Genomic DNA, 16,078 nt, shown 5'->3' on the forward strand with positions numbered 1-16,078 from the left:
TGCATGTAATCAAAATGTAATCACGACAAAAATAAAACGCGTCAAAACGTTGATATGAAAGGAATTATAGTAATGAAACAAGGCACGACAATTATTACACTCGATAATGGCTATCACTTATGGACCAATACCCAAGGACAAGGTACTATTCATTTACTTTGCCTCCATGGCGGCCCTGGCGGCAACCATGAATATTGGGAAGACACCGCTGAACAGCTGAAAAAGCAAGGCTTGGATGTTCAAGTCCACATGTATGATCAATTAGGCTCTCTTTATTCTGATCAGCCTAATTACGACGATCCTGAAATTGCTGCTAAGTACTTAACCTATGATTACTTCTTAGATGAAGTCGAAGAAGTGCGGCAAAAACTTGGCCTTGAAAACTTCTATTTGATTGGTCAAAGCTGGGGCGGCGCTTTAGTGCAAATGTATGCCCACAAATATGGGCAACATTTAAAGGGCGCTATCATTTCTTCGATGGTAGATGAAATCGATGAATACGTAGCTAACATCAATCGTTTGCGCGAAGAAACCCTTCCTAAAGAAGCCGTTGATTTCATGCTTACTTGTGAAGCTAACAATGATTATGCCAACCCTAAATACCAAGAATACGTCCAGATTATGAACGAAAACTTTATTGACCGCAAGCAGCCTTCCAAGCTGTATCATTTGAAAGATCTTGGCGGCACCAAAGTTTACAATACTTTCCAAGGTGATAATGAATTTGTTATCAAAGGCAAGCTTGATTCTTGGCATTTTAGAGATAAACTCAAAGATATCACCGTGCCTACCCTGTTGACTTTTGGCGAACACGAATCCATGCCTTTGCCTTCAGCTCATACTATGAATAAATTATTGCCAAATTCACGTTTAGTAACCACGCCAGATGGTGGACACCACCACATGGTTGATAACCCTGACGTTTACTACAAACACTTAGCTGATTTTATCCGCGATGTTGAAGCCGGCACTTTTACTAACGAAGTCGAAGCTTAATTAAAAAGGCGCAAACACTTTAATTGGTGTTTGCGCCTTTTATTTATGTTATTTACTGAATTGAGCAAATTTTTCTTTGATTGCTTGTGCTGAAGCTTGTAATTTAGCTTGTTCTTCAGCAGTTAAATCAAGTTTAACGGTTTGAGCAATTCCTTGTCGGCCAACAATAGCAGGATAAGACAAGTAGCAACCATATTCTTCACTGTAATGTGAAACCGGCAATTCGGTCATCGCATCTGACATAATCGTATTGGCTAAGCGAACGGCTGCTGTAGCAATCCCATAGCTGGTATATTTCTTACCGGCAAAAACTGCAAAGCCACCCATTCTAGCTTCTTCATTTAAGGCTTCTAAGTCTAAGTTCTTTTCCTTAGCAATTTCCGTAATTGGACGTCCCAAAGCCCGAACCGTCGACCAAGCTGTAAATTGCGAATTACCATGTTCGCCCAAGTTGTAGCCCGACACTGAACGCGGATCAATGTTCAGCTTTTGCGCAACCGCCCTTCTCATCCGAGCTGAATCAAGCAAAGTCCCTGTCCCGATAACTTGTGCTTTAGGTAAACCCGTAACTTCTTGATAAATAGAAGTAATCACATCCACCGGATTGGTTACCACAATCAATTTGCCTTTAAAGCCTGATTCCTTAATGCTGGTAGCAACAGCTACTGTACTCTTGCTAGTGAAAGGCAGTTCCGCAAACCGATCTTTATTAGGACGGTCTTGCAAAGCAATATTGCCGACAGTTGAAATAACTACTTCGGCATCCTTTAACTCTGCGTAATCATTAACCTTGATTTTGGTGGCATAAGGCAGGTTAGCCATTGCATCTTCAAAATCCAAAGCATCAGCTTTTGATTTTGCTTCATTGTTGTCAATCAAAACCAATTCATCAGCAAAGCCGCAAGCAACAATATAATGGGCGGCAGCTGCCCCAACATTACCCATACCAATAATTCCTATTTTACGTGCCAAATTATCTCACCTTCCAAAAAATATCTTCTTTTTTATGATATACTTCTTTGCTATAACAAACAAGCTAATCTTCCATTTTACTGGTCATCTTAATTAAGATAGACTCTGACAAAAGTAAGTCATCATAAAGCTGATAAACATAACTTTGCATATGTTCAACTTGAGACATTTCATCTAAAAACTCTTTTTCAACTTCAAATACATGCAGCAAAGCGCGCATATGCAATTCTTTTTGTTCCGGTGTAATATCCGGATAACGGGCTGAAACTAATAGAACCCGCCAAAAAGATTTTAAATCGTTGGTATTATTTTGATCACGCAAATCATATAACACCCGGTATTTGACTTGAGGCGGCAAATACATCTGTTCAACCTCTTTAACCCCTCTTTTATTCATTTCATTGCGCAAAAACAGCATCTTTTGCTTGATTTCTTTTTGGTTTAATCCCCGTTCAAGGATAAAAGGAAAGACGACCGTAGGCACGAGCATACTGAGTAAAACGTACACTGTTTCAGCCAGCACTAGCAGGGAAAAATTATAGCTGCCGATACTTTTTTCTGAAATTGAAAAGACTAAAGCCAAAGTAACCGCCCCGTGAACACCGCCTAAAGCAAAAGCCAAACTGTCTTTAGCTGAATTGCGCTCTATTCTAAAGAACAGATACCGGCACATGCAGGTCAACAGATACATCAAACAGCCGCCAGCCAGCCACAGGTATGAGCCCTTCATTAAGAAAGGTGCCGTATGCGGATTAAAAATCCTAACCAGCGTTACCCCTAAAATAACAAAAACCATATTATTTAAAATTTCCTGAATCATATCCATCAGCCTTAAACCATCATGAAATTGGCTGGGATTAACAAACCTGCTTCTGATGCTTTCGCTATTTTGCAATAAACCAACACACACGACCGCAATAATCCCTGAAACATGAATTTTCTCGGCAATTCCATAAATGATGAAAGGCGTAATTAAAAATAAAATATTTTGTGCTGCCGCACTGCTATACCGCACATTACGCGCTAAACCTTGCCGAAAACTAATGACTACCACTGCTGAAAACATTCCAAAAACAATCCCGCCGACTAAAGCAAAGACTAACTCTTGCAAGGACTTGCTATAATTAATTTTCCCTTGAACAAACCACAAAAGCATCGTATCCATAAGTACTAAACCCGTAGCATCGTTAAATAAAGATTCCATTTTCAAGGCTTTATCCACCTTAAAAGGCATAATCAAACCTTCACGCACTGATTCGCCGGCTGTGGCATCCGTCGGCGTCGCACACGCAGCCAGCAAAAAGGCTAATGGCAGCGTTACTTTTAGCACCATACTGGTGATAAAACCTGTTATAACTGCTGTTATAACTACTAAAACAATAGCCACCAAAATAATAGCCTTCAGATTGTCCCTCACATTACGCAGCCGTGTTGTCTGACCTTCCAGGTAAAGTAACGGCGCCACAATACCAATCATAAACAACTCGGTTTCAAAACTTTCAATTTTGCTATTAAAAAAAGGTATTAAAGCTAGGCCAACACCTAAAAGCAGACTAATATAATTAATCGAAATTTTAGCTAAATAATTTGAAATAATGCTGCTGATGCAGGCTGTTAATAATAAAATAGTCGTCGATAAAAGCATTTATTTCCTCCTTCCCAAAGCACCTTAATATTCAGTGCTTTGTGAATTATTTAGTTAAATAACCCAATTTAACCAGCAGTTCAGCGCATTCAATGGCACCACCAGCAGCTCCACGGGCCGTATTGTGTGACAGGCCGATAAATTTCCAATCAAATAATTTATCCGGTCTTAACCGTCCAATTGAAACACCCATCCCTTTTTCATAAGCAACATCAAGCCTTACTTGGGGACGATCATCTTCAGTTAAATATTGAATAAAATGCTTTGGCGCACTCGGTAAATCAGTTAAATCAACGGGTCCTTGATAATTAATTAAAGCTTCAACCAATGCTTCTTTGGTTGGCTTTTGCTTAAAGTTAATAAAGCAAGCGGCAGTATGTCCGTATAACACCGGCACCCGCAAACATTGCGTCGTAATCAAAGGACTAGTCGCCGGCTTAATACTTTGCTCTTTTTCATCGAGATAGCCCAAAATTTTTAAGGGTTCTGTTTCTGATTTTTCCTCTTCACCGGCAATATAAGGAATAATGTTTCCTTGCATCTCAGGCCATTCCTTAAAAGTTTTACCTGCACCGGAGATAGCCTGGTAGGTCGTCGCTACAACCTGGGTTGGTTCAAATTGCTGCCAAGCAGCTAACGCCGGAGTATAACTTTGAATGGAACAATTAGGCTTAACGGCAATAAAACCTTTTTTGACATGCAAATGCTTCCTTTGACAGTCAATTATTTTAGCATGCTGTGGATTAATTTCAGGAATAATCATGGGCACATCATTTGTCCAACGGTGGGCACTATTATTTGAAATCACCGGAATATCGTGCTTAGCATAGGCTAATTCGAGTTTTTGAACGTCTTCTTTAGCCATATTAACTGCCGAAAAAACAAAATCAACTTCTTTTGCCACAGCTTCAACATCACTGGCATCTAAAACTGGCAGCTGGCCAATGGCTTCATCCAGCCTAGCCTCCATTCGCCACCGGTTAGCAACCGCTTCGCGATAACTTTGCCCCGCACTTTTAGGACTGGCTGCCACGCATGTAACCTCAAAAAAAGGATGATTAGCTAATAAGGAAACATATCTTTGCCCTACCATGCCTGTCGCTCCAAGTACACCAACACGTAATTTTTGCTTCATTACTTTTTCCTCCCCAAAATTATTGTCCTTATAATAGCCGCGTATATTTTTAGCTGTAAGCTAAGCTTGCGCATCTTGTTTAAATTGTTTAATACCACGTTCCAATCGTTTTAACCCATCTTGGATGAGCGCATTTGGACAAGCAATATTCATCCGTAAAAAATCTTGGCCATTGCCGCCATAAACAGTGCCATTTGATAAATAAAGACCTGTTTCTTGCCGGATAAAGGCAGCCAGTTTTTTAGAATCATGGGTCAAATCACCGGTGTAGATCCACAGCAGGTAAGTTGCTTGAGAATCGAGCAATTTAACTTCAGGGATCTTTTTAGCCAAATAAGCGGCCACATCCGCCTTATTTTTAGCTAATTGCTGCTGCAAGGCTTTTAGCCAAGGATGGCCTTTAGTATAGGCTGCAATCGAGGCCGGCAAAGCCAACAAATTAGGCTCCGCTAATTCTTCACTATTTAAGCCGCGAGATACCTGTGCTCTTAGATTGGCATCCGGCACAATGACAGTCGCTGCATGCAAAGCAGCCACGTTGAAGGCTTTGCTTGGTGAAATCAAAACTTCGGCTGTTGTCAAAAACTTAGGATCCAAACTGAGTAATGAATTATAGGTAAAACCAGGATAAGTTATTTCACCATGAATTTCGTCACTAACTAACTTCACTTGGTATTTTTGGCATAGTTGTGCCAATTTTTCTAATTCATCCTTGGTCCAAATACGGCCTAAGGGGTTGTGCGGATTGCATAAAATCATCATATTAGTTAAAGGATCCGCTAATTTAGCTTCTAAATCCGTCCAATCAACGTGATACATCAACTTTTCCTGGTCAAAAACAAGGTCGCTTGAAACAACATGGCGCCCGCTATTAACAATAGAATTATAAAAAATATTATAGACTGGCGCCTGCACTAAAACATTATCACCAATTGATGTCAGCCGCCGCACAGCCGAAGAAAGTGCAGGAACAACCCCAGTTGCAAACAGCATCCATTCAGCCTTGAGATTTACTTGATGATACTTTTGATACCAAGCAATAATGGCTTCAAAATAATCTGCTCTAGGTTCCTCATAGCCAAAAACGCCCAAATCCACTTTGGCTTGCATCGCAGCTATAATTTCAGGGGCTGTTTTAAAGTCCATATCAGCAACCCACATTGGCAGTTCGCCATCTTTAACGTCCCATTTAACTGATGTTGAGTGTCTACGGTCAATAATACTTTCAAAATCATAAGTCATGTTAATTCCTCGCTTTCGGCGTGCAAATACTCATTCTTTATTATAACTAATATGCGAATAAAAATTAAAAATAAATGCTCGCCAAATCAGCCCAGTCTATAAACCGTTTTCATATAGACTTTATTCGCTTTTATACAACTTTCTTAGTAATATTATCCATAAATAATACCAAAATTTCCTTTTTTAGTATTTTTTTATTATCAAATCTTTCATATGTTTCTTACGCATTCATGTCATTTTAAAAAATATTCCTTAATTATCCGACTATTATTAAAAAACACCTTAACAAATAGCTTAATAAAGTCTTAAGAAGTTCTTTGCAACCCAAGGCGGTGTTGATAAGCTTAAGGAATTATCGCAAATCATTAATCAATTGCATCAAAATGTTTCCTCCATGAATGAAGAAACCAAGCCAGCAGCTACGGTCAACCAGCAAAATATGACGACTATGAACAATGTCAATACTAACTGGGAAACTGAATTGGCTGATATGAAAGATTTAAAAGAAAGCGTTGAAAAGATGCATAATGATGTCCAAGATATCAATAAAATCATCAATGTTATCAATGAAATTTCACGTCAAGCCAACCTGTTAGCTTTAAATGCTTCTATTGAAGCTGCCAGTGCTGGCGATGCCGGCAAAGGATTTTCCGTTGTAGCTTCTGAAATTCGAAAGTTAGCGGTCCAAAGTGCTGATTCTACCAAAGAAATTGCAGCGATTATTGAAAAAATTACTGCACAATCCAATGATATGGTACAAAAGACCCAAGCCTCCCTTGACGGCGGACATAAGCAATCGCAATTAATCAGTGAAGCTATCAGCTCGACTGAAAAAGTTTACAACCGTACTACCGCTTTATAACCAACGGTATTGCCGATATCCAAACAGCAAGCGGCAACATTTAGTCAGTCTAAGATGTCGTCTTGAGTGATTTGGAAAATATTTCCGCAGCAACTGAAGAAAATGCAGCCGGCACACAAGAAGTTCCAGCGAACTCAGAGGAAGTTTTGGCTTCCATGAATGAATTTACCCAACACGTCTAAAAAATGCAGGATGTGGCTGAAAAATTAAAGGAACAAACTGATAAATTTACCTTTTAACCAAAAAGCCTCCGTTAATCCTGAGACTTTTTATGCTACAATAAAATAAATGCTACAGACTAGGGGGAGAGTAAAATGATTACACGCAAAAAGATAAACAAAAAGTCGCCTACTAATTATAGCTGGTTTGACATTAATCAGCTGACAGACAATGATCTTAAGCAGCTGCGCCAATTCCTGCATTTTACCCCTGCTCTCATTGAATACCTCTCCGACATCCACGAACGCCCCCACTATGATTATGATGCTGCAACCAATAGCAGCCTTGTCGTTTATGACTTGCCTGTTTGGCCCAAGGATAAACAAAAACATTTCACCACGCAGCCAGTCATTTTACTGGTACAAGGAACTACCGTCTTCACCTTCCACAGTGATGATACTAATTACGCCTTAGAAAACTTTAGTCAAAAAGAACTCAACCAGATTACAGATGCCTATGATTTTGTGGTAAATTTTTTATTGCATGCAGCATCTTATTTTAACAGCGCGCTGACAACCTTGAATATCGAACGCAATAATCTTGATGCCCGTCTGAATGAAAGTATTAAAAATCGCGATCTTTTGCAATTAGCCAAAATCGAAAAAAGTTTTGTCTACCTTTCCAGCAGCTTGCAAACCAATTTAATTATGCTGGAAAGTTTATCTCACCATAAAGAACACTTCACTTTATCAAGCCAAAGCCGCGAAAAACTGGATGATGTTTTCATTGAATTGCGCCAAGCCAACCGGATGGTAAATATCTCAAGTGAAGTAACCGAAAAAATTTCGATGACTTCCAATAATATTTTAAATAACAATTTAAATGACATCATGAATTTCATGACTGTTTGGTCGCTTATTTTGACCATTCCAACTATCATCACGGGCTTTTATGGGATGAACGTGGCTTTACCTTTTATGCATCAAAAATTATCCTGGCTTTTAATCTCATTCATTATGCTGATTTTAATGGGCCTTTTATTATGGTTTTTCAAAAAGCGCAAAATGTTTTAAAAAAAGCCGTTCACTTTAACCAGTGAACGGCTTTTTATTAAGCTTTTTTCTGCAAGGAATAATTCGTAATCATAGCTACCAGAGCAATCCCTGCTAAAATTGCAACCAGTATAAAATCAGCCTGTCCGCCCTCATAGGAATTTTGCACAAAACCTGCTTGACCATGCGCTTGGTGCATTGCCATAATCCCGGTTAAAATTGAAACACCCAAGGATCCTGCAAATTGCTGTGTCACATTAAAAATGGAATTAATATCAGCAATATTATGGATTTCAACTTGGCTCGTCGCATTATTAATGGTGTTAGAAAAAGCTAAATTAAAGCCCGACCGCAAGAAAATATATATGACAGTAATCAGTATTACGGTCATTTGCTTTTGCAAAAGCAAAAAGCACAGTGAACTCAGCAATAAAAATATTCCGCCTGTAATAACCGGCTTGCTGGCCCCCACACTGTCAGCAATTGTCCCGGCTAAAGGTGACAGCAAAGCCCCAATTAAAGCACCTGGAAACAAAACAGATCCTGCTGTAGTCGAGCTTGTCTTTAAAACATATTGCATATAAAGCGGGATGACCACAGCAATCCCAATATTGATAAACTGTAGGCAAAAATAAGTAAGTGTGGCTAAAGCTACGGTCTTGTGTTTAAAAACACCTAAGTCAAATAGCCGGCTTTGGCCGCTATTATTTAATTTCACAAATAGAGCTCCTAAAACCAGGCCTAAAATAATAAAGGCCATTAATGTCAGCATGCTACCCTTAGCCATCACCGAACTAGCATAAACCAAGGATGCCACGCTTAAGCCCAAGGTCACAAAAGCCCCGTAAGAAAAAGGTTTATCATTACCAAATGCTTTAGTATTAATGAAAATCTGTCCTAAAATTAAAGCAATAATACCTAAAATAATCAAATAATTAAAGATAAACCGCCAAGAATTGGTCTGATCAACGACAATCCCACCATAAGTAGGTCCCAAAGCTGGCGCAAATGAAATGACCATCCCACCAACACCGGCCATTAAGCCCTTTAATTTGTTGGGAACCTGCGTGAAAATGATGTGGAACATAACCGGTGTAGCTAATCCTGTTGCTATGCCTTGAATAATCCGCCCCAAAAGCAGCATTTTGAAATTAACAGAAAAACTGCAAATCAACGCTCCACTGATAAAAGCTATATTAGAAACCAGACTTAGCCATCTGGCATTAAATTGTTTCAGCAAATAAGCTGTAGCTCCCATCATAATCGTCACCGTCAATAAATAACCGGTCGTAACCCATTGAACTGTATCTAAACTGACTTTAAAATAACTGGCCAATTTGGGATAAGCCACATTTAGCGAGGTTTCATTTAAAACCCCGATAAAAGTCGACAAAGCTGACGTAAATAGAGCCATATATACTTTATTTTCTTTCATAAGTACCTCCTAAATATAAAAGACCCGTTAGCGGATTCCCGCCACGAGTCTTTCTTTTATTATAGATAATTTTAAATTATAAAACAAGCTAATCTTGCGGATGATAAAACATGCGGCCATCTAAAGCAAACAATTTTTCCGTAAATTGTCCTTCTTGGGTATGCCCCACCGCTGCTCTAATCATTTGTACTGAGGCATCTAAATTGTCCAGCTGGTGTAAAATATCAGCTTCTAAAAGTTTAGGCGTCTGCGGTGAACCATATTCCAGCAAACCATGGTGGGAAATAATCATGTGCCGTAATAAAACAGCATCTTCACTATCTAAATCAATTCCTAGTTTTTGCATGGTTAAAACTACTTCTTCATCGATTAAAACAATGTGTCCTAACAAGTTGCCTTCCATCGTATAAGTTGTCGCCACAGCGCCGGATAATTCTTTTAATTTGCCCATATCGTGCAAAATAGCGCCAGCATACAGCAAGGAAGTATTAACAGGATAAACCTTAGCCACACCTTGAGCTAATTTCAAAATTGTCAGTGTATGATAAATTAAACCGCCAGCATAGGCATGGTGATTTGATTTGGCCGCCGGATACGTAAAGAAAGCTTCTTGATACTTAGTTACCAGGGCTAAAACCACATCATGCCATGTCTTATTTTTAATTTGGGAAATGAAAGTTTGCAATTCTACTTGCATCTGGCTTTGGTCTTCCGGCGCATCTTGCAGATATAAGCTAGGATTATTTGGTTCATCATCTTTAGCCAATCTTAAATGACTGATTTTAATTTGGGGATTATTTTGATAAGTTTCCCGCTTGCCGTTTAAATAAACCACCTTGCCCGGTTGAAAAAGCTTGATTTCTTTATCAGAAGCATCCCAAAATTTTGCACTGATTGTTCCTGATTTATCAGCAAACTTGAGTGCAATAAAGTGATTTCCGTTTTTGGCTGTCCTGACATCAGCGCTTTTAATAAGCGCAAATAAATCAACCTGTTCGCCTACTTCATAATCAAAAAGTTGTTTTGCCATAAAATCACCTAGGCTTCATGATAAATATCTTGCAAAGGTGAGAAAATAATCTTGCTTAACTCATCTAACAAACTATTAATAGCCTGTTCTTTTTCCATTAAAGCCATTAAGCTGGGATATTGGTTCGCTTCTTGACTTAAATCTTGCAAAGTTTTAAAGTCTGCTTCGGTAATGGTTTCACCCTGCATTTGCTTTTGTTGCAGTTTTCCTTGGTATTCATGCAATTTATTAAAGCAAGCATAAGCTTTTTCATCAGCCTTAAGGTCTTGGTAAGCTGCCTTTAAAGCTTGATATTCATCGGTTTTGCGCAAATCCTGTTCCATTTGATTTGCAGTATCATAAATATTAATCACTTTTATTCCTCCTATTTATTGTCCAAAAAATTCTTGTAATTTACTCTTACCTTCATTAATCCAGGTATCAACTTTATTCTTAATACCGGAACTATTAACACTTTCTCCGGCTTTTTGCAAAGCACGCCAAACACTGGAAGAAGATGAGTCTAATTTATTATAAGCTCTGACTGAAGCAGCTTTAACAGTAAATTTAGTCTGTTTCGTGTTAGGCAAAATATCTTCCATTTCAGTCTTAAAAAGTAGCGATCCACCTCTAACACCGGCATTTTCAATTGTATTCTTATTGGAATCAAAACCAACCCAAGTGGCTAGCACAATATCTTTAGTATAACCAATATACCAATGGTCGGTATCAGCTGCCATTGGGTTAACCCCATTTCCTTGCGTCGAACCCGTTTTGCCCGCAATCGTATAACCATCAGGTTTAGCATAAACCCCAGTTCCATCTTTATAGACATCAATCATCATGCTGGTCATTTCACTAGCTACCTTGCTTGAGATAATCCGCTTAGAACTAACATCTTCATTATCCACCACAACCCGGCCTGAAGAATCAACAATTTTTCTGATAAAGTGAGCTTGATACTGAACTCCATCATTGGCAAAAGTACTATAAGCTTGAGCCATCGTATACGGGGAAACCCCCTTGACCAAGCCACCCAAAGCCAAACTTAAATTTTTATCTGATTTTGACAAGGTTAGCCCAAATTTTTCCGCCCATTTATAGCCGGTATCCACTCCAAGTTTATTTAATAGCCAAACAGCTGATGTATTCTTACTTTCAGCCAAGGCTTGATACAGCATGATTTTGCCTTGGTAACTAGCCACCGCATTTTGCGGAGTATAATTATCAGTGCCATAAGATTGATACTTATCTTCTACCATGGAATCATAATGATAACCATGCAGCAGGGCCGGTACATAAACGGCTAACGGCTTAATCGTTGATCCAGGCGAACGGATTAACTGTGTTGCCCGGTTATAGCCTCTAAAAACATGGCTGCCACTGCGGCCACCCACCAAAGCTGTCACCCCGCCGTTATTAGGATCAATTGCAATGGAAGCCCCCTGTGCTTTAGCACCGCTGGCGGAATCAGCAGGGAATAAATCGTCATTAGCAAAAGCCAACTGTAATTTACTTTGATGGACTTGATCTAAAGTCGTATAAATCTTATAACCATTATTCATGATTTCTGATTCTGTCAAACCATATTTATTAATCGCTTCACTGATAACAGCATCAAAAAAATAAGGGTAACGATAACCTGATGTATATTGATAATTGTCTTTAGTTACCATCGCTTGAGCCTGATAGTTTTGCATTTGTGTAGTAGTTAATTTGCCATTGTCTTTCATCAAGCTCAGTACCACATTGCGCCTTAACCGTGAAGCCTGCGGATGATCAATGGGGTTATAAGCATTCGGACTGGTCAGCATCCCCGCCAACGTGGCCGCTTGCGGAACTGTCAACTGCGACGCATGACAAGCAAAATATTTTTCGGCTGCATCTTCAATCCCCCATACACCATTGCCAAAATAAGCATTATTTAAATACATGGCAAGAATTTGTTTTTTGGTATACACATTTTCAACCTGCATTGAAATAAATATTTCTTTGGCCTTGCGTGAAAGGGTTTGTTCCTGTGATAAAAAAGCATTTTTGACTAGCTGTTGTGTCAGCGTACTACCACCGCCGGCAATGGCATTACTTCCCAGCAGGTGATTTTTTAAATTGAGCAAGAAAGCTCGGGCTATCCCTTTGATTGAGAAGCCATATTCATGATAAAAATTACGGTCTTCCGTTGACAAAACTGCATCCGAAACATTTGCAGAAATTTTATCAAGTGAAACCCAGGTTCCTTTTTGAGAATAGAGGTAGCCTGCTTTATCATCATCCTTGTCATAAATCATGGTAGGCGTCTGCAAGGCGCTTTGCAGCTGTTTAACATTGGCCGTTTTAGCAACGTAAACCAAGTAAATACTGATAGCCAAAAAAAGACTTAACCCGATAACTACCAACCATCTTAGCAGCTGAAACCTGTAGGCAAATTTCTTCAGCAGCTCAAAAAAAGCCTTCAATGCCTCTCTAGCAGACGTTTTAAATTTACTAAAAAATGAATTCATTAAAATCCTCTTTTTAATTTTATTAGACTAAACCATCTTATCACAGATTTTAGCGAAAGCCAAAAATGATTATTCATCCGCTTGACGGGCTTTTAGCCGCTCATTGACGATTTGGTTAAAATGATGAGCTTGTTCTTTATTGGGGCTAATAATCACTAACGTATCATACCCGGCTAAAGTAGCTAACACATCCGGCAATGTTAAATTGTCAATAATCACGCCTAAGGCATTGGCGTTGCGTGAAGGAGTATGTAAGACATTCATAAATTCAACCTGGGAAATATCTAACACTAAATCGTCAATGGCCTTATAAAAGCGACTCTCCCCCGTTTGAATCGGCTTTTGAAAAATAGTATAACGCAAGTTGCCGTTACTATCAGCATTCTTGACAATATGCAGTTCCCGGATATCTCGGGAAATAGTCGCTTGTGTAGCCGCAATGCCTTCTTTTCTTAGGGCTTGAATTAATTCTTCTTGATTTGAAATAACTTGTTGCATAATCAGTTCGGTAATCTTAGCTTGTCGCAATTCTTTTTTCAAAAATATTCACTTCCTTGCTTAATTCAGTATTATTATACCAAAAAGACGTCTCAACACCATAATTTAGGCCATAAAAAAAGGAACGCCCAAACGTTCCTTTTAAGCTTAATCAGCGTCTTTAGCTGCATTGATTCCGGCAAAACGCCCATAAGTAAAGATGTCCGCCAAAGAATTTCCCCCTAAACGGTTGCCGGCATGAATTCCGCCAGCAACTTCGCCAGCAGCATATAACCCTTTAATGGTGTGGCCATTCTTATCCAAAACATGCGCTTCGGTATCAATCTTAAGTCCACCCATGGTATGGTGGATAGCTGGACGCCGCGGTGTTGCATAGAATGGTGGCTTAACAACCTTCAAATCAAAGACTTCCTTGCCAAATTCAGGATCTTGACCTTGATCAACATATTGGTTGTATTTAGCAACTGTATCAACCAAAGTCTGTGGATCAATATTAATTTGTTTAGCCAAATCTTCCAAAGTATCAGCTCTAAATAAGGTTCCGGCCGCAACTTGAGCATCAAGTTGTTCATCAGAAGTATTATAAGCAGTATCTTTAATGGCATCATCGGCGATTAAATAGAATAACCCGCCATTATCAAAGGCTGCTTTGGACAAAACATCCCGTCCAGCATATTCATCGACAAAGCGCTTCCCTTGTTGGTTAACCATGACATAATTTGCCGGTGGACATTGGATACCTGTGAATAAAGCCCCAGTCTTTGGATCTGATACAGGCATCATTTGGGTAAAGCCCATGCCAACTAAGTCAGCACCAACACTGACCCCAAGTTTAATCCCATCGCCGGTAATCGCCGGTGAATTTGAAGTAGCAATATCATCAGCAATTTCTTTCCAGTAGGTGTTGTACTTTTGTACCATCTTGGTATTGGCACCAAAACCGCCTGAAGCCAACACAACCCCTCCACGGGTATGAACAATAACTTCATGACCATCTTTAGCGCGACCCACTAAGCCGCAAACAGCGCCATCTTTGGTCCGTAGTTTGACAACCGGTGTTTCGGTTAAAATCATGCCGCCATGTTCCAAGACCCATTTCTTCAATGCTTTGATGAAGGCAAAACCTAAGCCTTCAATTGGTTTATGTCCCCGACGCCATAAAGCACCAACCGGCATTGTCACTTGACTCTTGTCAAATTCTACGCCGATATCTTCCAGCCATTTAACTGAATCAAGGCAATTGTCGATTAATTTCTTAACCAAATCATATTGGCCGTGAATTTCGTTACCTTGAAGATCAACCCGTTTTCCGCCTAAGTAAGTTTGAATCTCATGGAGCAGGTTTGAATCAAACAAATAGTCAGCACCTGAATCAAGATATTTTTGCAGTTGTTTTTTCAATTCTTTAAAATCAGCTAAATATTCAGGATCAATCGTAGCTTCATCAGTTTCAAGCAGCTTGCGCAAGGTCTTATCTTCACCAGGCAAAGCTTTAAAAGTTTTTTGCCAGTCAGGATCAGCCGCATTCATCGGACCACCGGCACGTACAGTATTGCCGCCTAAAGCGGGGAATTTTTCCAGCAAGATAACTTTTTTACCCTGCTGAATAGCCGTAGCAGCCGCAGCCAAACCTGCTCCGCCACCGCCGACAACAGCTACATCAGTCGTCAATTCTTCTTGGGTCAGCATTTTAGCGCTTGGCTTAGGACGCCGCTTCAAAATATCCGGATCGCCACCGGCCATTTGTACCGCTTGCGCTACCCCATCTAAAATGCCGCGACTAGTTACTGAAGCGCCCGAAATAGCATCAACATTTAACGTTTGGCCAGCCACAATCTCATCAGGTAATCGGTCAAAGACCACATCAGCAATGCCCTCTGTCTCTCCGGAACAATCAACTTCAATAGCTTCAATTCGATCATTTGAGAAGGTTACTTTCATTGGAACCTTGCCGTTGTGTCCCTGTGCAACTACATCATATGACCCTTCCTGGTAGTGAATTTCTTCAGGCATGTTATAAAAAGTTATTGCCTTGGCAAAACGCATAAAGTTCTTAAAGAAGCCGTCCAACACCACAACTGTTTTTTCATCTTTAAGTTGTCCTGCTTCATCAAAAGCTGCTTCACTATTTCCTAATAAAAATTCATTTCCCGGCAAAGTGAAAGCATCGACACCTGGGGCTTCTAAAATTTCTCTTAAATGAATTTGCGCTGTGGCTGAACCAGTATATCTCGTAGAGGTCCCCACAATCATCAAAGGTTTGTCTTGGAAAGGATGATAATCATAAGACATCCATTCCAAAAAGCTCTTCAAAGCAGCCGTAATAGTTTGGTTGTGTTCTGAAGTTGAAATAATAAAACCATCTGCCTGAGATAATTTTTCCGCCATCTTTTTGATAACATCTGATTGACTAAGTTCTTTTGATTCATTGAATAGAGGCAAAGTATTAATCTCAACTAATTCGATTTCAGCTTGATCTTGATAATGTTTTTGCATAAATTCAAGTAATGTTCTTGTATCAGATTTTTTGGCATTGGTGCCGATAATTCCAAATAATTTCATGCTTACACCA

13 protein-coding genes are annotated in these 16,078 nt (G+C 39.5%); 3 read left to right on the plus strand and 10 right to left on the minus strand.

What is annotated here, in order from left to right:
* Positions 1 to 72 precede the first annotated feature (72 nt).
* Positions 73 to 996 carry a proline-specific peptidase family protein gene (locus BMX26_RS01775; protein ID WP_075529757.1) on the plus strand — a complete coding sequence of 308 codons (924 nt, stop codon included), beginning with the start codon at positions 73 to 75 and terminating at the stop codon, positions 994 to 996.
* A 48-nt stretch (positions 997 to 1,044) separates the two neighbouring features.
* Here the strand turns inward: BMX26_RS01775 and BMX26_RS01780 are convergent, their stop codons facing one another.
* From BMX26_RS01780 to BMX26_RS01795, 4 genes are all read right to left on the minus strand, one after another.
* Positions 1,045 to 1,968, minus strand: a complete 924-nt coding sequence (locus BMX26_RS01780) for an L-lactate dehydrogenase (protein WP_075529758.1) — start codon at positions 1,966 to 1,968, stop codon at positions 1,045 to 1,047.
* 64 nt (positions 1,969 to 2,032) lie between these two features.
* Positions 2,033 to 3,613, minus strand: a complete 1,581-nt coding sequence (locus BMX26_RS01785; protein ID WP_075529759.1) for a cation:proton antiporter — start codon at positions 3,611 to 3,613, stop codon at positions 2,033 to 2,035.
* A 46-nt stretch (positions 3,614 to 3,659) separates the two neighbouring features.
* Positions 3,660 to 4,748, minus strand: a complete 1,089-nt coding sequence (gene asd, locus BMX26_RS01790; RefSeq protein ID WP_075529760.1) for an aspartate-semialdehyde dehydrogenase — start codon at positions 4,746 to 4,748, stop codon at positions 3,660 to 3,662.
* Positions 4,749 to 4,808: 60 nt separating this feature from the next.
* On the minus strand, positions 4,809 to 5,990 hold the full coding sequence (locus BMX26_RS01795; RefSeq protein WP_075529761.1) for a MalY/PatB family protein: 1,182 nt from the start codon (positions 5,988 to 5,990) through the stop codon (positions 4,809 to 4,811).
* Between the two features lie 394 nt (positions 5,991 to 6,384).
* On the opposite strand from BMX26_RS01795, the gene BMX26_RS09705 reads away from it, so the two are divergent.
* Both BMX26_RS09705 and BMX26_RS01805 read left to right on the plus strand, forming a co-directional pair.
* Positions 6,385 to 6,852 (plus strand): methyl-accepting chemotaxis protein, encoded by a 468-nt coding sequence (locus BMX26_RS09705; protein ID WP_075529762.1) that lies wholly within the window; start codon positions 6,385 to 6,387, stop codon positions 6,850 to 6,852.
* Between the two features lie 314 nt (positions 6,853 to 7,166).
* Positions 7,167 to 8,084, plus strand: a complete 918-nt coding sequence (locus tag BMX26_RS01805; protein WP_075529763.1) for a magnesium transporter CorA family protein — start codon at positions 7,167 to 7,169, stop codon at positions 8,082 to 8,084.
* 37 nt (positions 8,085 to 8,121) lie between these two features.
* Here the strand turns inward: BMX26_RS01805 and BMX26_RS01810 are convergent, their stop codons facing one another.
* The 6 genes from BMX26_RS01810 to BMX26_RS01835 all read right to left on the minus strand — a co-directional run bounded on the left by BMX26_RS01810 (position 8,122) and on the right by BMX26_RS01835 (position 16,068).
* Positions 8,122 to 9,498, minus strand: a complete 1,377-nt coding sequence (locus tag BMX26_RS01810) for an MFS transporter (protein WP_075529764.1) — start codon at positions 9,496 to 9,498, stop codon at positions 8,122 to 8,124.
* Positions 9,499 to 9,586: 88 nt separating this feature from the next.
* The gene (locus tag BMX26_RS01815) at positions 9,587 to 10,528 is read right to left on the minus strand and encodes a 3'-5' exoribonuclease YhaM family protein (protein ID WP_075529765.1); all 942 of its coding nucleotides are present in this window, start codon (positions 10,526 to 10,528) and stop codon (positions 9,587 to 9,589) included.
* Positions 10,529 to 10,536: 8 nt separating this feature from the next.
* Positions 10,537 to 10,881, minus strand: a complete 345-nt coding sequence (locus tag BMX26_RS01820; protein WP_075529766.1) for a YlbF family regulator — start codon at positions 10,879 to 10,881, stop codon at positions 10,537 to 10,539.
* A 15-nt stretch (positions 10,882 to 10,896) separates the two neighbouring features.
* Positions 10,897 to 13,008 (minus strand): PBP1A family penicillin-binding protein, encoded by a 2,112-nt coding sequence (locus tag BMX26_RS01825; protein ID WP_075529767.1) that lies wholly within the window; start codon positions 13,006 to 13,008, stop codon positions 10,897 to 10,899.
* A gap of 69 nt (positions 13,009 to 13,077) precedes the next feature.
* Positions 13,078 to 13,548 (minus strand): arginine repressor, encoded by a 471-nt coding sequence (locus BMX26_RS01830; protein ID WP_075529768.1) that lies wholly within the window; start codon positions 13,546 to 13,548, stop codon positions 13,078 to 13,080.
* A 105-nt stretch (positions 13,549 to 13,653) separates the two neighbouring features.
* Positions 13,654 to 16,068, minus strand: coding sequence for a flavocytochrome c (locus BMX26_RS01835; RefSeq protein WP_075529769.1), 2,415 nt, complete (start codon positions 16,066 to 16,068; stop codon positions 13,654 to 13,656).
* Between the last annotated feature and the right edge of the window lie 10 nt (positions 16,069 to 16,078).

It is taken from the genome of Ligilactobacillus sp. WC1T17, from assembly GCA_900110005.1.
GTDB lineage: Bacteria > Bacillota > Bacilli > Lactobacillales > Lactobacillaceae > Ligilactobacillus > Ligilactobacillus ruminis_A.